Raw genomic sequence first — 19,876 nt, 5'->3', positions numbered from 1 at the left:
ACCACAAAGGGAAAGGAGAACGCATCTATGGAGCTTGTGTGGATCGTCCCGGTGGCGGGACTCCTGGCGGTGGCCTTCGCCATCTTTATGGCCTGGGACGTCCTGCGGCGGGACAAGGGGACCGCTTCGATGCAGCGCATCGGCGGGATGATTTTTCAGGGGGCTATGGCCTTCCTCCGCCGTCAGTACCAGACCATCGCTATCCTGGCGGTCGTTACCGCCATTGTCATCGGCGCATTGCTTGGGATTCTCACCAAAGACCCGGATGTCGGGTGGCGGACCTCGGTTGCGTTCCTGGTGGGCGCGTTCGCGTCCGCTCTCTCTGGCTTTATTGGCATGTACATCTCGGTCCAGTCCAACATGCGCACCGCCTCCGCGGCGACCCGCAGCCTGAGTGAAGCCATCATCGTGGCGCTGCGCGGCGGCGCCGTCTCCGGCTTCCTCATCGTGGCGCTGAGCCTGCTGGGCGTGACGGCCATCTTCTACGCCTACGGCGGCGGCGTTGACCCGGCCAAGGCGCCCTTCATGATCGTCGGCTTCGGCTTCGGAGCCAGCTTCGTCGCCCTCTTCGCTCAGATAGGCGGCGGCATCTACACCAAGGCCGCGGACATGGGCGCTGACCTGGCGGGCAAGGTGGAGGCGGGCATTCCGGAGGATGACCCCCGTAACGCCGCCGTCATCGCCGACCTGGTGGGCGACAACGTGGGCGACTGCGCGGGCCGCGGCGCCGACCTGTTCGAGTCCACCGCCGCCGAGAACATCGGCGCCATGATTCTGGGCGTGGCCATCTTCGTGGCGACCAACAACCCCGGCTGGGTTTTCTTCCCGCTGGTAGTCCGCGCCTTCGGCGTGTTCGCCACCATGATTGGCATCATGGCCGTACGCCCCGGCAACGACGAGGACCCCATGCGCGCGCTGAACCGGGGCTTCTTCATAGCGATCGCCTTCGCCCTCGTCGGCCTCGCCATTTCCGTGAACGTGCTGCTCAAGGACTGGTGGTTCTTCGGAGCGGGCGTGGTCGGCATCCTCACCAGCGTGGCCTTCGTCTTTATCACCCAGTACTACACGGAATTCAAGTACCGGCCCGTCAAGGAGATCGCGCAGGCGTCGCGCACCGGCCCCGCCACCAACATCGTCGCGGGCGTGGCGGTGGGCTTGGAGAGCACGTTCTCAACGGCCGTCGTCGTCTCCATCGCCTTGATGCTCTCCTACTGGATGGGCACCCAGGCGATCCTGCCCGCAGCCGCGGCGAGCCATAGCGGCCTCTTCGGCACGGCCGTGGCCACGATGGGCATGCTTATGACCGCGGCGTACATCCTGGCCATGGACACATTCGGCCCCATTACGGACAACGCCAGCGGCATCATTGAAATGGGCGGCGCGCCCAAGGAAATCCGCAAGGTCACCGACACTCTGGACGCGGTGGGCAACACCACCAAGGCCCTCACCAAGGGCTACGCCATGGCCTCGGCCGCGCTGGCTGCGTTCCTTCTGTTCAGCGCCTACATGGACGAGGTCGCCCGCCTCACCGGAAAGGCGTTCAACACAGTCAACCTGGCCAAGCCGGAGGTCTTTGTCGCCGGCCTGCTGGCCGTGATGCTGGTCTTCTTCTTCAGCTCCCTGACCATTCGGGCTGTCGGGCGCGCCGCAACCGGCGTCATTGACGAGGTCCGCCGCCAGTTCCGCGAGATCCCTGGCCTGCGGGAAGGCAAAGCAGAGGCGGACTATACCCGCTGCGTGGACATCACCACCCGCGCGGGCCTGCGCGAGATGATCCTGCCCGGCCTGGTGGCCGTTCTCATGCCCCCGTTCGTCGGCGTAGCCATGCGCCTGCTGGGACTGGCGGCCGCTGAGGCCGTGGCTGGCCTGCTGATGGTCGGCACCATCGCGGGCATCATCATGGCGACCTTCCTGAACAACTCAGGCGGCGCCTGGGACAACGCCAGGAAGGCAGTGGAGGTGGGCCAGATTACGGACCCCGAGACCGGTAAAGTCATCGGCAAGGGTTCCGCCACGCACGCCGCGGCTGTCGTCGGCGACACCGTCGGCGACCCGTTCAAGGACACGGCTGGTCCGTCCCTCCACGTGCTGGTCAAGCTTCTCGCTACCATCACCCTGGTGTTGGCGCCTCTTTTCATCTAGACTCAAGGGTCTCGGCTGACCCAGCAGGGCGGGGTTGCAACCCCGCCCTGCTTCATCGTAGGCTATTCAGGTGTTTGCCAAAGTACTCATAGCGAACAGAGGGGAGATTGCCTGCCGGATCATCCGCACCTGCAAGCGGATGGGCGTCCGCACGGTAGCCATCTACTCGGACGCGGACCGGAAGGGGCTCCATGCTGACCTGGCGGACGAGGCCTATCACGTAGGCCCGCCCCCGGCGACGGCCAGCTATCTGAACATGGACAGAATCCTGGCCATCGCCAAAGAGGCGGAGGTCGAGGCCATCCATCCGGGGTACGGCTTTCTCTCTGAGAACGAGACCTTCGCCCAGCGGTGCGTTGACGCGGGCATCGTCTTCATCGGCCCCACGCCGGAAGCTATCCACCTCATGGGCAACAAGGGCGTGGCGCGGCGTTTCATGCGCCTGGCGGGAGCGCCCATCGTGCCTGGCGTGGAGTCGGAAATCCGCGACGCCGCTCACGCCTCCGAACTGGCCAAGTCGGTCGGGTTCCCCGTCATCGTCAAGGCGATGGAGGGCGGAGGCGGCATCGGCATCAGCGTCGCCCGCACGCCGGAGTCGCTCAAGGCCGCCCTGGAGAGCGCCCTGGCCCGCGCTCAGCGGGCGTTCGGCCGCTCACACATTTACCTGGAGAAGTACATCGAAGGGGCGCGCCACATCGAGGTGCAGCTTCTCGCCGACCAGAACGGCGCCGTGCGTCACCTCTTCGACCGCGACTGCTCGCTCCAGCGGCGCTACCAGAAGGTCGTCGAGGAGGCGCCTTCGCCGGCGGTGACGCCCGAGCTGCGCCATCGCATGACCGAGACGGGGGTGCAAATCGGGCGGCTGGCGGCCTACCAGAACGCGGGGACCATCGAGTTCCTGATGGACCAGGACAAGAGCTACTACTTCCTGGAGATGAACACGCGCTTGCAGGTGGAGCACCGGGTGACGGAAGCCATCACCGGCCTGGACCTGGTCGAGTTGCAGCTACGCCTCGCGGCGGGCGAGCCGATGCCCTTTGAGCAGAAGGACATCAAGATGCGGGGACACGCCATCGAGTGCCGTATCTACGCGGAGGACCCCTGGGAGCTGTTGCCCAACACCGGCACGATCACCCGCCTGGTGGAGCCTTCCGGCAAGAACATCCTCGTGGACAGCGGCGTGGTCCAGGGCAGCGAGGTGACTGTCTATTACGACCCCATGCTGGCCAAGCTCATCACCTGGGGCCCAACCCGTGAGAGCGCCATGTCCACCATGCGGGAGGCTCTGGACGCCTACCAGGTGGAGGGCGTTCAGACGAACATCCCCTTCCTGCGGGACGTCATCCGCCATCCCTCATTCCAGAGTGGAGACTACAACACGGCCTTCCTGGGCCAGCTCCGCGCACAGCGCGCCAAGTCGAAGGCCGGCTCGCGCTAATGTTCAGTCAAACTGAATTTGATAGACGCGCCCTTCGACAAGCTCAGGGTGAGCGGGGTTGGGGTGGGCCTTTCATACGCGGACTCCACAGGTCAGTGGCCTAGTCCCGCACAAACGGATTCGCCTTGCGCTCCTCCCCGATGGTGGTGTGCGGCCCGTGTCCCGGCAGCGCCACCGTCTCGTTTGGCAGCGTGTACAGCCGGGTGCGGATGCTCTCCATCTCCTTGTCCCAGTCGCCGCCGGGGAGGTCCGTCCGGCCCACGCTCAGGCGGAACAGGGTGTCGCCGGTGAGGGCGATGCCGTTGCCGATGAGGCAGAGGCTACCGGGGGTATGGCCGGGCGTCTCCGCCACGATGAACTCCAGCGCCCCTATCTTCACCGTGTCGCCGTCCTTGACGGTGAAATCTGGCTCAGGGGGCGCGTCCCAGCCCTGGAACATGTCCAGTATCATGCGGGAGACGTGGCGCATGGTAGGAATGTCCCGCTCATGGATGGCGAAGGCTGCGCCCGTGCCGTCCTTCACGGCCCGGACAGCGCCCGTGTGGTCGGCGTGGCCGTGGGTGTTGACGATGTACTTGATCGTCAGCCCCAGCTTCTCGACCTCCTCCAGCACGCGCTTTCCCTCCGCGCCCGGGTCAACGATGAGGCCCTCCTTGCTCGCCTCGTCGCCGATGATATAGACGTTCTCCACGAACGGCCCCACGGGGATGACCTTCAGCAGCATGGCGTGCATCCTCCTGCAAGCCATTGTTGGGCAAGAGGGAACGGGTGTCAAGGTTGGAATAAACACCTCATCCCCTGTCCCCTTCTCCTAACTAGGAGAAGGGGAAGAAAAGGAACCTTCGGGAGGACACCTCCCGAACCCTCCGGCAGGGGCTGCGCCCCTGCACTCGCCCATATCTTGTCATTCTGAGCGAAGCCGAAGGATTCAGGGTAGGAGTGGGTCCGCAGGCGGCTTTTTACGCAAGGCTGAAACGCTCCCGGGCCTCCAGCACTCTCTACTTGACATGGACGTTGCTTTTGACAAGCCTCAGCAGACCTGATAACGTATCCCACTAAGGACTCGGACAGGTATCCGGCGGACTGACGGGTGAGGTTGCCATCATGGTCCTGCTCAGCGGGCTTGCCATAGGGGCCATCCTCTTTCTGCTCGGCCTGACGTTCGTGCTCATGGCGCACCGCATAGGGCCGACGCCTCTGCTGCGGCTGCGGAACGGCCCTAGCGCACAGGCCCCGATAGATCGGGGCCGCGCCAACCAGGCGAGCGGCCGGCTGCTCCTCGCAGGCGGCCTTATATTCATCCCCGCGACGTTCTTCCTCGACTCGCTAGAGATAGACGACACGCTGACCGTCTCTCTGCTGGTGGGCCTGCTGCTGCTGTTGCTGCTCGGCATGGCGCTATGGACGATAGCCTACGCCCGGAGCATGGCGGCTTCGCCCCCGAACACATCCCGACAGGTGCGCGTGCCGTTCCGGTGGATGTACGTAGCGCCTTCGGCCCTCCTCGCCGTTCTGTGCCTTGGCCTGGGGCTGGTCTTCTGGCTGGACCTGCCGCCCGGACTCATGGCCACCCACTTCAACCTGGCGGGCGACCCCACAGACTTCATGACGCGCAACCAGATGCTGGCCATAGCGCTCAGCATCTCCGTCCTGCTGCTGTTCATCAACATCGCCATCTACGTCGCGGTGCGTGCCGCCCCGCGGGCGTTTCCCTCCAACGTTGACCAGAGCCGGTTCCTGACGTTCGTCAGCGTGACGGTCGCGTTCGGGCAGGGCCTCATCTTTTACGCCCTGCTGGACACCCTGTGGTACGGCCTCTACCGGGTCCACCTGCTGCCCATGTGGCTCTCCGCTCTGGTGGCCATCGCCGCCGCGCTGCTCCTGTTCGGCGTGTTCACCGCGCCGCTCCGCAGACACGCGCGCCATCTGTAGCATGGGGAGCGTGGTCCTCACCCCCTCAGTCCCCCTCTCCGCAGGAGAGGGGGAAGAAAGTTGAATCTGGGGGTCACTCCCAGACCCCCGGCGGGGCTGCGCCCCTGCACCTGCCAATGCTGGGGGCGCGGTGTCTCCCTTGTGCTTCCACGGGAGAAAAGGAAGACTGGAAACGGGAGGACACCCTTCGTCCTTCCCTGGAAGGATCAGGGCAGGCTCTCCCGAACCCTCCGGCGTCCTTCCGTGGAAGGACTGCACCCCATCGTGCGGCGGACGGGATGCGGAGGACAGTTCATAAGCCGTGCCCCAGGGCAATCGCGCTTTGATTCCCTCTTACGTACTCGTGGACATGGCAAACCGCAAAGGGGGCGTCCCTTTGTCGCTCCGGCGAAAGCCGGAGCCCAGGGACACAAGCTCGCCCTCCGCAAGGCGGAGACACTGGATTCCGGCCTACGCCGGAATGACGGCGGTGAACCGGCGGGCTTCTTTCAGCATTTATTCAAAGATTCATCGGATGGACAGGAATGAACGCCCGCATTAAAACGCGATTGCCCTGAGCCATGCCCCCTCTCGGATGACTCCGCGTTCGATGTATACTCAGGGTGGCAATACAATCTCCGTTAGCTTCTGGAGGTCTCAGTGAGCGAGCCAACCCCGCACAAGGTCACGATGGAGAAGATCGTGTCCCTCTGCAAGCGCAGGGGGTTCATCTTCCAGTCGAGCGAAATCTACGGCGGCATGGGCGGATGCTGGGACTACGGCCCGCTGGGCGTCGAGCTGAAGCGCAACGTCAAGAACGCCTGGTGGCGAGCCGTCGTGCAGGAGCGCGACGACGTCGTCGGGCTGGACGCGTCCATCCTCATGCATCCGCAGGTGTGGGTCGCGAGCGGCCACGTCGAGAACTTCACCGACCTGCTGTCGGACTGCAAGGCGTGCAAGCACCGCTTCCGCGCCGACCACGTCAAGGACGGCAAGTGCCCCGACTGCGGCGGCGAGCTGACGGCGCCCCGCAAGTTCAACCTCATGTTCCGCACCTTCGTCGGGCCTGTCGAGGACAGCGCCAGCATGGTGTACCTGCGTCCGGAGACGGCGCAGGGCATCTTCGCGGACTACGAGACGGTGCAGGGGGCGCTGCGCAAGAAGCCGCCCTTCGGCATCGCGCAGGTGGGCAAGGCGTTCCGCAACGAGATTACGCCAGGGAACTTCACGTTCCGCACTCGCGAGTTCGAGCAGATGGAGATCGAGTTCTTCGTCAAGCCGGGGACGGACGAGAAGTGGCACAAGGACTGGCTGGACGCGCGCTTCGCGTGGTACGCGGGCCTGGGGATACGCAAGGACAGGCTGCGGCTGCGCGAGCACGCGAAGGACGAGCTGGCGCACTACGCCAAGGCCTGCTTCGACGTGGAGTACCTGTTTCCGGCGCCGCTCGGCTGGTCGGAGATCGAGGGCATCGCCAACCGGACGGACTTCGACCTGAAGCAGCACAGCAAGTACAGCGGCAAGGACCTGAGCTTTTTCGACGAGGAGACCAAGGAGCGATACACGCCGTACGTGATCGAGCCGTCCGCCGGGGCCGACCGCGGCTCGCTGGCCTTTCTGCTGGACGCCTACGACGAGGAGGAGGTCCCTTCGGCAAGCTCAGGACGAGGGGAGACGCGGGTGGTGCTGCGGTTCCACCCGGACATCGCGCCCATTAAGGTGGCGGTGCTGCCGCTGAGCAAGAAGGAGACGCTGGTCCCGACGGCGCGGGAGGTGCACGCGGAGGTGCGCCGCCACGTCATGTCGCAGTACGACGACGCGCAGAGCATCGGGCGGCGGTACAGGCGGCAGGACGAGACGGGGACGCCGCTGTGCGTGACGGTGGACTTCCAGACGCTGGAGGACAAGGCGGTGACCATCCGCGAGCGCGACACGATGCAGCAGGTGCGCGTGCCGATAGCGGAGGTGACGCCGGCGGTGCGCCGGGCGCTGGACGGCGGCTGGTCGGCGGTCGCGGAGACGTACCCGAAGGTGGCAGGGAAGGAATAGGCCGCCCCTAGCTCAATAGAAAGAGAGGCGCACGATGGGTCTTTTAGTTCCTAACCACTTTCCTGTCCAGACTCTGTATACCTACTGGAAGCAAGGAATACTTGACTTGCAGCCCTACTACCAGCGGAGCAGGGTATGGACAGACAAGATGAGATATGACCTGATTGACACAGCGCTGAATGGCTGGCCGATGGGCTTGATCATGCTAAATGTTCAAACGCTGCCCGATGCGGACGAAGTTCCTGTTGACCACTATGAAGTGGTCGACGGCCAACAGCGTATTCGAACTTTACTAGAATACAAGGATGGAACGGAAAGTTGGGTCAAGAACCCGCCAAAAGACATTGAGTTCAAACCTTTCACAGGTTTATCTAAGAGCACACAACAACGTTTTGACAACTATGAGGTGCAGGCAGCAGTTATGCGAGAGTTTGACGCTGATGAAATCCTTGACATCTTCAGTCGGTTGCAGCATGGAAAGCCACTCAAGATTGGCGAGAAAATCAAGGCACTGCGTACTAGCTTTCATCCGCAAATCAAAGAGCTTGCGCTCCACAAAATCTTTGATATCGCCAGTGGCGCGCACAAAGTCAGAGATGCTCATTGGAATTTAGCCGCAATCTTCCTAAAGTCTGTATATTCAGATGATGCTCTGGCGAGGCAAGAGTATGACCACCTAGAGAAATTCCTTAAGGGGCCATATGACGAACCGAAGGGCCAAAAGGCTTTAGAGGGTGCCAAGAGAACTCTGAACCTCGAGAGACGCGTGATAGAAGAGGCAATAAACCTCGAACTTGCATTCGAGCAGGAGGTGAGAAGCGCCCGCCTCCTAAAATGGCTCTTTGCCGCTCTCCAACTCCTCAGCGATCACTACAACTTGTCAGGAAAGGAAACGTCCGTTGCTCGCGGCCTGACGGCTTACTATGCCGCAAAAAACAAGGATGGTTCTGACGAATCGCTGGCTTATCTACGGACGGGAAGAACGGGACGAATAGACACCAGTGAAGTTAAACAGTGCTTAGAACAGTTGATGAATTACATTATCAACTCCAGCAAAGCCGAGCCCCTCGACCCAAAGCGCTTCTTCCCTGCTGAGCAACGCAGTGAGCTATTCAAACTCTCCAAAGGCAAGTGCCAGAAGTGTAGCACCGAAATATCGGATACAAACTTCCACGCAGATCACATCAAGCCACATACTGGCGGCGGGAAAACAGATATTTCAAACGGCCAGGCGCTATGTTCAAGATGCAATCGCGATAAGGGTGGCAAACCCGAGTTATTCAATAAGCCCAAGTAGCTCTCTCGGCCTTGACATTGTCCTCCTCCCGTGGGAGGACCTTGGTCCAACTCCCACGGGAGGAGGACAACATGCCTGACTATGTCATCTTCTACAAATGCTACTACCACGAGTTCTCCGATTGGGGTGAGGAGATTATTGAAGCCCCCACGCCTCTGGACGCTTTGCAGCGCTTCCTGAAATCGCGCCGCATTCGTAGAAAGGCCCGCTTGGACGGTGAATACAAATGGTGGGACGGTGACTGGCTCATGACTTACCGTGGTATCAATGTGCTGGACGAGAACGAGCGAGAAGAATGCCCCACATGCCACGGTAAAGGGACGGTTCCGGCGCGGATGCCAATCAATCTCACAATAGCATGACCCGCTAAGGAAGGCGCCCCTGTTGCTCCGCCTTCCGCACTTCTCTGACCTCCATCAACCGCCAATCCCCCAGGGGTTAGGGACTGGGGATTAGGGATTGGGACACCCGCCTGGGCCCCTTCCGCGGAAGGGCCGCGTACGACGGACGCTATAATGGCTACATCCGGGGAGTCAACAGATAGAGGGGGTCTGTATGGAAGCAAGAAATATCGAGTACGAGATCGCCCTGAGCGCATACAGGCGCGAGCAAAGGGCGATGCAATCTTTATTGTACCGGATGCTGGGAAAGTACGGGGCATCGAGAAGACCCTTGAAAGAACTGAGGCGCGAGGTCGCCAAACGGTTGGATGGTGTTTCAATAAGCCGTATGATTATTGAGGCGCGGTAGGCATGTCCTTTATCTACTTCGATACCTCCGCCCTGGTGAAAAGATATGTAGAAGAGAAAGGCACGGAGGTAGTCGACGAGCTTTTCGATGCCAGGCGCGCTACCGAATTCCTCGCGATTTCCGTTCTCACAGCCGTCGAGCTAAAGTCCGCCCTCAGAAGACTCGTGAAGGGCGGTAAGATACGGGAGACCCAATACAAGGACCTGATATCTGCGTTCTCGAAGGACATCCCTTCCCTGTCATTAATACTCCCGGTGGACAACACGCTGTTGGAAGAAGCCGCGGCGACGCTGGAAGCCCACGCGCTCAGGGCTGGTGACGCCATCCATTTTGCTTCGATATTGCGCGTGAAACAAATCGCGGAGAATACGGAGCAGCCGCTGATCGTTGTCACCAGCGACTTTGAACTGGGGCATGCGTGCCAGGAAAGCGGCCTCGCAGTACTGGATCCCGAGGAAGACAAGGCGGCAGAGCGGCTGCGAGGTATGATGAAAAGATGAAGTGCGACCTTTGTGAAGGTCAGTATCTGGATAAGGCCGTGGTCAGAAGCTACAAAAGGCGTGGCAAGACCATCATCGTCGAGGCCGTGCCCGCCCTTGTCTGCGACCGCTGCGGCGACACGCTTATCCGTGAGGAGACCGTCGCCGCCCTCGACGCGCTGCTAAGCAAGGATGCGAAGCCGCGGAAGTACGCTCCGGTCTACCGCTTCCGTGCCAAGGTCGCCTGAAATTCCAGGGGGCGGCATGACGCCCTCGCCTTATGGTCGTTGAGCATTTATAGCGCCATAATGACAGGCGCAGGCTTCCCGCAGACCCCTCCCTGTCATTCCGAGGGAGCAAAACGACCGAGGAATCTCCCCTGGCTGTTGGGCGCTGCGGCGGAGATTCCTCGCTCCGCTCGGAATGACAGTGTCGTCCTATTGTGTCAATGACCGTCAGGTGGAGACAGAGAATGAACGCTAGCGTGATTCTCAAACAAAGGCCGCACCCCTAATGCTTCGCCTTCTGCACTTCTCTGACCTCCACATTGGCGTGGAGAACTACGGCCGGACTGACCCCCAGACCGGCCTCAATACCCGCTTGGCCGACTTCCTCGCCGCGTACGACGAGCTGGTGGACTACGCCATCGCGAACGGCGTCCACCTCGTGCTGTTCGCGGGCGACGCCTACAAGGGGCGGGACCCGTCGCAGACGCACCAGCGCGAGTTCGCCCGCCGCGTCCTGCGCCTCACGCAGGCGGGCATCCCCGTGTTCCTGTGCGTCGGCAACCACGACATGCCGCACGCGCCGTCGCGGGCCAGCGCGCTGGAGATATTCGGCGTGCTGGGCGTCCCCGGCGTCACCGTCGGCGACACGCTGGCGACGCACCGCGTGGAGACGAAGGCCGGGCCGGTGCAGGTCGTCGCGCTGCCGTGGGTGCGGCGCAGCGCCCTGCTGACTCATGAGTCGGCGCGGGGCCTCACCTACGACCAGCTCAACGACCGCATCAACGACATCCTGACGCGCCAGATCGCCGCGCGGGCGGAGGCGCTTGACCCCGCGCTGCCCGCCGTGCTGGTGGGCCACGTCACGCTGTCGTCCGCCACATTCGGCTCGGAGCGCGGCATGATGCTCGGCAGCGACTACCGGCTGCTGCCCAGCGCCGTCGCGAGGCCGGAGTTCGACTACGTGGCGCTGGGGCACATCCACAGGCGGCAGCGGCTCGGCCAGAGCCCGCCCGCCGTGTACAGCGGCAGTCTGGCCCGCGTGGACTTCTCCGAGGCCGCGGAGGACGCCAAGGGCTTCATGCTCATTGACCTCGACCCGTCGAAGCCGCGCGGCGAACGCATCGCCGACCTGCGCTTCCAGCCCGTCGCGCACGACCGCCGCATGGTGACCGTCGAGGTGGAGGTCGGGCCGCAGGACGACCCGACGGCGAAGGTGGTGGCGGCGATACGCAAGGCGCCCGTCGAGGGGGCCATCGTGAAGGTCATCGTCCGGCTTGCCGCCGAGCAGGCCGCGCTGCTCGACGACCGGGCCGTCTACACGGCCTTGGAGCCTGCCCACTACGTCGCGGCGTACATCCGCGACGTGCGGCGGGAGAGTCGCGTGCGCCTGGGCGGGCAGATCGCGGAGTCGCTCGCGCCGATGGAGGCGCTGCGGCTGTACCTGGACGCGAAGAAGAAGACGCCCGCGGAGGCCGAGCGACTGCTGGGGTACGCGCGCGGGCTGCTGGCGGAGGACAGCGCGGAGGCGGAAGGCGAGGACGCGATGCGCTCGCCATGAGCCCGTCGAAGCCCGCTCGTCCTTCGACAAGCTCAGGGTGAGCGGGAGACCGTACGTCGGACGCATCCGCTCATGCTTGTCGAACCTCCGGGCCGACAATACCTATGGGGTTGTGGCTGAATAAGCTCCCCAAGTATAATGTCCCTGGCGGTGGAGGCGAGCCTCTATGCTGGTTATTTGCTTCTTGGTCGCCGTTGTGGTGATGTTGGGACTGGCGTGTACGCAGCCGCAACCGTCACCTGCCGTCGGTCCGACTTCAACGCCAGCACCAACGGCTTCACTGGCCCCTGTCCCGGCGGCCACCCCTGCTCCTACGTCCACGCCTGCGGAGACGCCTCGTCCGACCCCTGCGGCGACGGCCACAACTCCAGCTCCAACTTCAGCGCCAGCACCAACGGCTTCACCGGCACCTGTCCCGGTGGCCGCCCCTGCCCCTACGTCCACGCCTACGGAGACGCCCCGTCCGACCTCTGTGGCGACGGCCACAAGTCCACCTGCCCCAACGGCTGCGGCGACTGCTACGCCGACGCCTGGATCTGTTCCCACGCCGACGTCTACGGCGACACCGACGCCGACCTCTCTAGTGCCTTTTGCTCTCGGGCTTGTCGACGCTCACACCCACCTGCCCAGGGGCCTGACTCTGGACTACCTGATCAAGCTCATGGACCAGGCCAATGTGGCAAAGATGGTCTTGATGACGGTCTACTACGACGCCAGCAACCCCAAGGGCCAAGGGATATCCGATGAGAACCTTGTGCTGGAGTTTTACAAAGCCCGTCCGGACAGGATCATTCCGTTCTTGGGGATGCAGCGCCCCGAGCTGCTGGACCCCGCCCGCTGGTCCCGGCCCGACGAGCGAGCGGAGAGCCTGCTGCGCTCCGCTGAGTCCCAGTTGAGGACTGGCCTGTTCAGGGGCATGGGAGAGTTCATCCTGGGGCATTATCCGTACTCCTTCGCCATAGGCTCCGAGGCCGGGGCCATCAAGATCCCCGCCGACACCCCGCTGATGAAAAGGTTCCTGGACCTGGCGTCCAAGTACTATGTGCCCGTGGTGTTGCACTATGAGATCGACGCTGAGTCGCTCCCTGCCCTCAAGAGGATGCTGGACTACGGCCGTCAGACCACCGTCATTCTCGCCCACAACTGTGGCCGGCCAGACCCCGACACCCTGAAGGCGCTGCTGGACGAGCACCCAAAGCTCTTCTGCGATCTGGGCGGGATGACCGAGTTTGGCGCCTATGGGAAATCGTCGCCTCCTCCGCAGGGGCTCTCCTGGCTTGTGAAGAATCCCATCGAGGACGGCAGGGGCCGCCTGCGCCCCGCGTGGAAGGCGCTCCTGGAGCAGTACGCGGACCGGTTTATTGGTATCGGCACCGACCAAGCACACCCTGAGGCCTGGGCCGACCCGGCGGCGTACCAGCGCGTCATCGCCCGTTTCAGGAGCTTGCTGGGGGACCTGTCGCCTGGCGCCGCTGAGAAGATCGGCTATCAGAACGCACAAAAGGTGTTGGCGCCGGTGCCCCTGGTTGATGCCCATGAACACGTAACGCCGGGGCTCGCCCCTGAGACTATCATCTCCCTTATGGACCAGGCCGGAGTCCAGAAGACCGTCCTGTTTGCCAACCAGATTCCGCCTATCTGGCCTATAGGTGAAGAGGACAGGCTGGTCCTTGCGGTCTACGAAAAGTATCCGGGCCGCATTATCCCCTTCCTCACCACGGTGCGCTGGGGGCAGTCCCTGCGTGACCGGGCCTTTCTGGAGTACACGGACCGGCAGCTTGCCGGCGGCAAGTTCCGCGGGTTGGGCGAGTTCATGGTCAGACACTACACCGTGCCGGAGGGGTCTGCCGCGGCTCCAGACATCACTGTGCCCATGGACTCCACCTGGATGCAGGACATGATGTGCCTGGGGGCCAAGTACAACGTCCCACTGGTGATTCATATGGAGACCACGCCGGAGACGGTTGCCGCCCTGGAGCGCGCCCTTCAGCGGTACCCGAACACCAAGGTCATCTGGGCCCACCAGAACCCGGTCAAAACGTCCGGAGGCTCCACCGCCGCTCATGCCAGGAAAGCGGACCCGCAACAGATAGCGGCCCTGCTCGACAAGTATCCCCATCTCTTTGCTGACATTTCCGTGGGATACGAGCTGGGGTTTCGGACTGATAATGACCGACAGCTTCCGGAGAACTGGAGGGGCCTATACGAGAAATACAATGACCGATTCGTCATTGGACTTGATCGGGCCTCTAAGGAGACGTTTGAACAGGGGTACGTCTACTGGGCCTTCTGGATGCGGGGCTGGCTGGCGCAACTGAGCGAGGGTGCGGGCCGCAAGATCGCCTCCGAGAACATCGAGCGCATCCTGGCGGCCAGACCGTCATCAGAGCAGACGTGTCAATTCTTGACAAAGTAAATGGCCTCGTAACTGGTGCAGGAGTACCCCCTCAGCTTTCCAATACCTGCAAAGCTGAGCACGGCCAGCTCTCAAAGCTGTTTGTATGCCGAGCTTGGATAACCATGAGCGGCTGAGAATAGCGAAACACAAAGAGGAGGACATGCGCATGGCGGCCATTGATCCGGTCTGCAAGATGACGGTGGACGAGAAGAAGGCGGCGGCCAACTGGGCGTACAAGGGCGTCGCGTACTATTTCTGCGCGCCCGGGTGCAAGAAGGCGTTCGAGAAGGACCCGGAGAAGTTTCTGAAGGGGGCAGGCGGCCACCATTAGGGCGTAGTCTGGCGTTAAGCCGGGGAGATTCAGGGCCGCCCTGCGGCTCGCGGGCCAACTCGCGGCATTCACGCTTGTCTCGCGCTCGGGTCTGGGGTATACTCGCGCACGGATGGCCCAAAAGCAACTGCCGTGGTTCCTTTGTTTCCGTGAGCCTAGACCAGCGATGGCAATGCTCTGAAAGCGAGGGTGCCTTCGTGAAATCTTTGCCAAGCATCAGGTCGGTCGTCGTCATGCCGTCGAACTTCAGCCTGCCGTCCCGCTTGGCCGCTATTGTGGTACTGATCATAGCAATTGCTTGTGCACCAGTCGCGTCGTCGGGCGTCCCTGCGCCTGTGTCTTCGACAACTTCTGCGACAGAGGTCAGTAATCAGCCCGTTCCGGATGACGCAATTACCAAACAGGCTCCCTCCTCTTTTTTGATATGGCCTCGGGAGCTTTCAGAAGAGTGGCTATATAACTCAATGAGCAGTGCGGGTCAAAGCCCAAATGCCGGCATCTACTATGTTTTACCCAAGTACACCGATAAGGAGACACTGGCAAGTATTTCTAAGCTAGCAGGAGCAATGGGTCTAGGTAAGAACCTAATTTTTGGCGTTCGAGTTGCCCCTACCACTTCTGACGCTGTTCAAGACTTTACCCAGATGTATTCCGAAGTAACAACCACTAACCGTTATGGAGCGGAGCAGTTGAGCTTTGGTAATAGCTCAGTCCTATTCACCCAAAAGCAAGACGCAATTTCAAATCTCTATACCCCTCTCTCCGTGCGTATGAGAAGAAATAATGTAGTAATATACATAAACCTGACAATAAGCAGCCTCTGCTGCCCCCTCGATAAACTAACTCCCCAAGAAGTCGAGCAACTAGGCACAACGTTGAAGAACTTAGCCAAACAAGCGGATAATAAAATACTCTATTCCCTCAAAACCGGTAAAGAGTTTGCTGGACGACCAGCATCGCTTCAAGATAGAGTCCCTTATATAACCCCGGCCTTAGCCACCGCTACATCGACTGTTCCTGTGGCTGATAATGACACATACAATGTAAACGGAGCTTATATGTCTCTCAGAAGCGTAAATAGATGGAGCGGAACAGGCTACAAAGAACTGTTTTTCAACACTGACAAAGCACCGTGGGTCGTGAATTTCGACTATAAAGTGACCAGTTCGATAAGTTCGAAGGTGCAAGTCTTTATTGTAGACCGAAAATATGAGGAACAGATTACTGGTCCGGCTCAACGACTGCTAATGTCAAAGTCCGTCACAGCGCCAGGAACCATTGTCAATCAAGCTGGGAGTTTCAAAATCATCATGGATACATCCGGAGTGGATTGGTGGATAAAAGTTGGAATCGAGCAAAAGTAGCATGGAGTAGTGGCCTAGTCAGCGATTCGGGCCTCATGTCCGGCTCGTGCCTTGGCAACCCACTCTAGTACCTACCTGCATAAGTTCCGTGACGAATGTTCAGCTATGACGCAGCTTTGCACGGACGCCATAACATATGCGCAATTAGGTACTAGTGCTCTTCGGCAGTCGAGTTGGCCCCTTGTTTGAAGCTATCGCTGTCCCCGTTCAAACGAGCGCTGCTAACGCAGGCTAGCGAAAGGACCCGAAGTATGTCGACATACGCCGAATGGAAAATCTCAGACCCAGCGGATTACCCGTGGATACGTAAGGCGGTAGGAGGATTGAATCAGTTAGAAAGCGACGCCATCGAGGGTGCTAGAGAGCAGTGGTTACGGGATCTGCTCAACAAGTTGCGCTCTAAGGCGCGGGGAAAAAACCAGGCTGAGGAGGTACTTCGCGGCTTGGCCAAACTATACAAAGAAAGCCGGAGGAGAGAGGGGTTCACGGCCCAAGAGATCAGGAAAGCGCTAGCGGCAGAGTTAACTCAGAGCAACGTTTCCAACGGATTGGATTACCTTCAAGCGCTCCAGATTGTTGAGAATATTGGCAGGAGAGCAATGGGTCGGCCAAAAAAGAGCGGTCTGAAGTTCAAGAATATGTACCGTGTCAGACGAGAATTCATGCAGCCCGTGGTGAAAATATTCGGGCCCGCAGATTGAACTTAAGCACGGTCTTTTCCCACCCTACTGCTTAAAATTCAAGGCGAGGCAGTGGTGGCGTCGCCATGGGATTTCACGGGAAAAACCGACTTTACAGGAATTGGCCAAGCTCCCGCGGCGCTGTAGTTGGGTCGTGCCACGTCAACTGGCTTCAGGCCGTCCGCTTGAGCCGCTCCACGGCAACCCCTATATCGGCTGGTGCGTTCCATCACGTTTGGTTTCGCTAACCTCCAGGCCGCGCTCACTCCCCTTCCTTCATCCAACGCGCCACCTGCTTGGCGTGGTAGCTGATGATGATGTCCGCGCCCGCCCGCTTGATGCCCGTCAGCGCCTCCAGCGTCGCGCGGCGCTCGTCCAGCCAGCCGTTGCGGGCCGCCGCCTTGATCATGGCGTACTCGCCGCTGACGTTGTACGCGGCGATGGGCGCGTCGAAGCGGTCGCGGGCGCGCGCAATGACGTCCAGGTAGGCCAGTGCGGGCTTCACCATCAGAATGTCGGCACCCTCCTCCAGGTCCAGAGCCATCTCCCGCAGCGCCTCGCGCGCGTTGGGCGGGTCCATCTGGTAGCCCCGGCGGTCGCCGAACTGCGGCGTGGACTCGGCGGCGATCCGGAAGGGGCCGTAGAAGGCGGAGGCGTACTTGGCAGCATATGACATAACGGGTGTCTGCGCGAACCCGTGCTCGTCCAGCGTCCTGCGTATCGCGCGGACGCGCCCGTCCATCATGTCGGACGGGGCGACCATGTCGGCGCCGGCCTCCGCGTGCGAGAGCGCCGTGCGCGCGATCAGGTCGAGCGAGGCGTCGTTGTCCACCTCGCCGTCGCGCACCACGCCGCAATGGCCGTGGTCGGTGTACTCGCAGAGGCAGACGTCCGTGATGACCACAAGATCGGGCGTGGCCCGCTTGATGGCGCGCACCGCCTCCTGCACGATGCCTTTCGACGCGTAGGCCTCCGACCCGACGGCGTCCTTGGACGCGGGCAGGCCGAACAGCAGCACCGCGGGGATGCCCAGTCGGGCGATCTCCTCCGCCTCCCGCGCCAGCATGTCCACCGAGAGGTGGTAGCAGTCGGGCAGCGGCTCTATCTCCTGCCGGACGCCCTTGCCGTGCGCCGCGAACAGCGGGTACACGAAGTCGTCCACGCGCAGCGTCGTCTCGCGCACCATCCGCCGGAGCGCGTCCGTGCGCCGCAGTCGGCGCATCCGCGTGTAGGGGTACCCGGTCTTTGCGCCTTTAGCTTTTTCCATCGAAGTGCTCCACCAGGGCCGTGACCAGCCCCGGAACCGTGTGCTCTTTCGCCTCGACGTCCACCGTCAGGCCCGCCTCCCGCGCTGTGCGGGCGGTGACCGGCCCGATGCACGCGACCACCGCTCCGCGCAGTGGCGTCAGGTCATTGCCCAGGAGGGCCAGCAGGTTCTTGACCGTGGACGAGCTTGTGAAGGTCGCCACGTCAATCGGGCCGTCCGACAGCACGCGCCGCGCCGTCGCCGCAGATTCCTCCGGCGCGACTGTGCGGTAGGCCGCGACCTGCGTCACGCGCGCGCCCAGGTCGCTCAGCCCACGCACCAGCGCGTCCCCCGCGATGTCGGCGCGCGGCAGCAGCACCTTCGCGCCCGCGACGCCCGCCTTCGCGAGGGCGGCGACCACCGCGTCGCTGACGAACTCCGGCGGCACGAGGTCGGCGCGGACGCCATGGCGGGCGAGCGCGTCCGCCGTGGCCGGGCCGATGGCGCACACCTTCGCCGCGCCGAAGGCCCGCGCATCTCTGCCCTGGGCGTGCAGCCGCGCGAACAAGGCGTCCGCGCCGTTGGCGCTGGTGAACACGACCCACTGGTAGTCGCCGACGGAGGCTGCGGCCCTGTCCAGCGCCGCCGTGTCCTGAGCAGGCTCAATGCCGATGGCGGGCAGCTCCACCGGCTCCGCGCCCTCCGCCGCCAGAAGCTCCACCAGCGCGCTGGCCTGCGTCCGGGCGCGCGTCACCAGCACGCGCTTGCCGAACAGGGGCCGGTTGTCGAACCAGCGCAGGTGGTCGCGCTGGCGCACCACGTCGCCGACGACCGTGATGGCCGGGGGACGGATGTCCGCCGCTCTCGCCTTCGCCACGATGTCGGCCAGCGTGCCCGTCACCGTGCGCTGAACGGGCAGGGTGCCCTGCTCGATGACCGCCGCCGGTGTGTCCGCGCTTCGCCCGCCGCTCAGCAGCAACTCCACGATGCGCGGCAACTCCTGCACGCCCATGAGGATGACGATGGTGTCCACCGCCTGCGCCAGACGCGCCCAGGCCACCTGCGACTCGGCCTTCGTGGGGTCTTCGTGCCCCGTGACCACCGCGAACGACGCAGCCACGGCGCGGTGCGTGACCGGGATGCCCGCGTACGCCGGAACGGCGATGGCCGAGGTGATACCCGGCACGACCTCGAAGGGGATACCCGCGCTGCGGAGCGCTCCGCCCTCCTCGCCGCCGCGTCCGAAGACAAAGGGATCGCCGCCCTTCAGGCGCACCACCACGTTGCCCGCCTGCGCCCGTTGCAGCAGGAGGCGGGTGATGGCGTCCTGGTCCAGCCGCCCCTCGCCGGGCGCGGGCTCGCCGCCCCACGTGCCGGGGCCGGGCTCCGGGCCAGGCTTGCACCCGGGCACCTTGCCCGCGTACAGCAGCTCGGCGTCGGGCCGCGCCAGCGCCAGCAGTCGCGGGTCAACAAGGCGGTCGTACACGACGACATCCGCGCGTCGCAGGCACTCGGCGCCCTTGAGCGTGAGCAGGCCGGGATCGCCGGGGCCTGCGCCCACCAGATAGACCTTGCCGTTGCGCGTCGTGCCTGTCACCGTCACGTCCCGTTCAGGATTTCGTTCGCGCCCATCGCCAGCAGCTTGAGCGCCAGGTCTTTGCCCGCCTGCTCCGCCGCGTCCGCCTTGCCCATCACCTTTGCGCGCACCAGACGCTTGCCGTCGGCGCTGGCGACAAGTCCATGCAGCTCCAACTCCGCGCCCCGGATAATCGCCAGCGCGGCTATCGGAACCGTGCAGCCGCCGCCGAGCGCCGTCACGGCGGCTCGCTCCGCCGTCACCGCCTGACGGGTGGGAGCGTCGTCAATGACCGCGGCCAGACGCGACGTTCCGGCGTCGTCCGCGCGCACCTGCGCCGCGAGCGCGCCCTGGCCCGCCTCTGGCAGGCAGACCTCCGGCGGCAGGTACTGGGTGATGCGGTCGCCCATGCCCAGGCGCAGGACGCCCG

17 protein-coding genes are annotated in these 19,876 nt (G+C 62.8%); 13 read left to right on the top strand and 4 right to left on the bottom strand.

From position 1 onward, the window contains the following. The first annotated feature begins 27 nt into the window (after positions 1–27). Together Q7T26_02600 and Q7T26_02595 are read left to right on the top strand one after the other, a co-directional pair. Complete coding sequence (locus Q7T26_02600) at positions 28–2,142, top strand: sodium-translocating pyrophosphatase (GenBank protein MDO8531047.1); 2,115 nt, start codon at positions 28–30, stop codon at positions 2,140–2,142. Positions 2,143–2,212: 70 nt separating this feature from the next. Continuing rightward, positions 2,213–3,580 (top strand): acetyl-CoA carboxylase biotin carboxylase subunit, encoded by a 1,368-nt coding sequence (locus Q7T26_02595; GenBank protein MDO8531046.1) that lies wholly within the window; start codon positions 2,213–2,215, stop codon positions 3,578–3,580. A gap of 100 nt (positions 3,581–3,680) precedes the next feature. Here the strand turns inward: Q7T26_02595 and Q7T26_02590 are convergent, their stop codons facing one another. After that, the gene (locus Q7T26_02590; protein MDO8531045.1) at positions 3,681–4,304 is read right to left on the bottom strand and encodes an MBL fold metallo-hydrolase; all 624 of its coding nucleotides are present in this window, start codon (positions 4,302–4,304) and stop codon (positions 3,681–3,683) included. A 380-nt stretch (positions 4,305–4,684) separates the two neighbouring features. On the opposite strand from Q7T26_02590, the gene Q7T26_02585 reads away from it, so the two are divergent. The 11 genes from Q7T26_02585 to Q7T26_02535 all read left to right on the top strand — a co-directional run bounded on the left by Q7T26_02585 (position 4,685) and on the right by Q7T26_02535 (position 16,645). Next, positions 4,685–5,512: a DUF1648 domain-containing protein gene (locus Q7T26_02585; protein ID MDO8531044.1), complete on the top strand. Its 828-nt coding sequence runs from the start codon at positions 4,685–4,687 to the stop codon at positions 5,510–5,512. Between the two features lie 669 nt (positions 5,513–6,181). Beyond that, on the top strand, positions 6,182–7,540 hold the full coding sequence (locus Q7T26_02580; protein MDO8531043.1) for a glycine--tRNA ligase: 1,359 nt from the start codon (positions 6,182–6,184) through the stop codon (positions 7,538–7,540). A gap of 34 nt (positions 7,541–7,574) precedes the next feature. Then, a complete protein-coding gene (locus Q7T26_02575) occupies positions 7,575–8,837 on the top strand; it encodes a DUF262 domain-containing protein (protein ID MDO8531042.1) in 1,263 nt (420 codons plus the stop codon). Between the two features lie 71 nt (positions 8,838–8,908). Continuing rightward, the gene (locus Q7T26_02570) at positions 8,909–9,199 is read left to right on the top strand and encodes a hypothetical protein (protein ID MDO8531041.1); all 291 of its coding nucleotides are present in this window, start codon (positions 8,909–8,911) and stop codon (positions 9,197–9,199) included. Positions 9,200–9,589: 390 nt separating this feature from the next. Beyond that, positions 9,590–10,087, top strand: coding sequence for a type II toxin-antitoxin system VapC family toxin (locus Q7T26_02565; GenBank protein ID MDO8531040.1), 498 nt, complete (start codon positions 9,590–9,592; stop codon positions 10,085–10,087). Further along, positions 10,084–10,314 carry a YgiT-type zinc finger protein gene (locus Q7T26_02560; protein MDO8531039.1) on the top strand — a complete coding sequence of 77 codons (231 nt, stop codon included), beginning with the start codon at positions 10,084–10,086 and terminating at the stop codon, positions 10,312–10,314. Before Q7T26_02565 ends, Q7T26_02560 begins: the two co-directional genes overlap by 4 nt. 265 nt (positions 10,315–10,579) lie before the next feature. Continuing rightward, positions 10,580–11,851: an exonuclease subunit SbcD gene (gene sbcD, locus Q7T26_02555; protein ID MDO8531038.1), complete on the top strand. Its 1,272-nt coding sequence runs from the start codon at positions 10,580–10,582 to the stop codon at positions 11,849–11,851. Between the two features lie 583 nt (positions 11,852–12,434). Continuing rightward, a complete protein-coding gene (locus tag Q7T26_02550; protein MDO8531037.1) occupies positions 12,435–14,267 on the top strand; it encodes a TatD family hydrolase in 1,833 nt (610 codons plus the stop codon). A 142-nt stretch (positions 14,268–14,409) separates the two neighbouring features. Then, positions 14,410–14,580: a YHS domain-containing protein gene (locus Q7T26_02545; protein MDO8531036.1), complete on the top strand. Its 171-nt coding sequence runs from the start codon at positions 14,410–14,412 to the stop codon at positions 14,578–14,580. Positions 14,581–14,777: 197 nt separating this feature from the next. Further along, on the top strand, positions 14,778–15,944 hold the full coding sequence (locus Q7T26_02540) for a hypothetical protein (GenBank protein MDO8531035.1): 1,167 nt from the start codon (positions 14,778–14,780) through the stop codon (positions 15,942–15,944). A gap of 251 nt (positions 15,945–16,195) precedes the next feature. Next, positions 16,196–16,645, top strand: coding sequence for a hypothetical protein (locus Q7T26_02535; protein ID MDO8531034.1), 450 nt, complete (start codon positions 16,196–16,198; stop codon positions 16,643–16,645). 241 nt (positions 16,646–16,886) lie between these two features. On the opposite strand, the gene hemB is transcribed toward Q7T26_02535, so the two are convergent. The 3 genes from hemB to Q7T26_02520 all read right to left on the bottom strand — a co-directional run. Beyond that, entirely contained in the window at positions 16,887–17,891 is a 1,005-nt protein-coding gene (gene hemB / locus Q7T26_02530; GenBank protein ID MDO8531033.1) for a porphobilinogen synthase, read from the bottom strand. Next, positions 17,878–19,467, bottom strand: coding sequence for a uroporphyrinogen-III C-methyltransferase (cobA, locus tag Q7T26_02525; protein ID MDO8531032.1), 1,590 nt, complete (start codon positions 19,465–19,467; stop codon positions 17,878–17,880). The genes hemB and cobA overlap by 14 nt, the downstream gene beginning before the upstream one ends. Before the next feature lie 2 nt (positions 19,468–19,469). Next, the coding region (locus tag Q7T26_02520; GenBank protein MDO8531031.1) for a hydroxymethylbilane synthase at positions 19,470–19,876 on the bottom strand (407 nt) is incomplete at its 5' end.

Source organism: Dehalococcoidia bacterium (assembly GCA_030648205.1).
Lineage (GTDB): Bacteria > Chloroflexota > Dehalococcoidia > JAUSIH01 > JAUSIH01 > JAUSIH01.
Note: the sequence above shows the minus strand (reverse complement) of the source record. Positions and strands in the feature narration are given on the sequence as shown.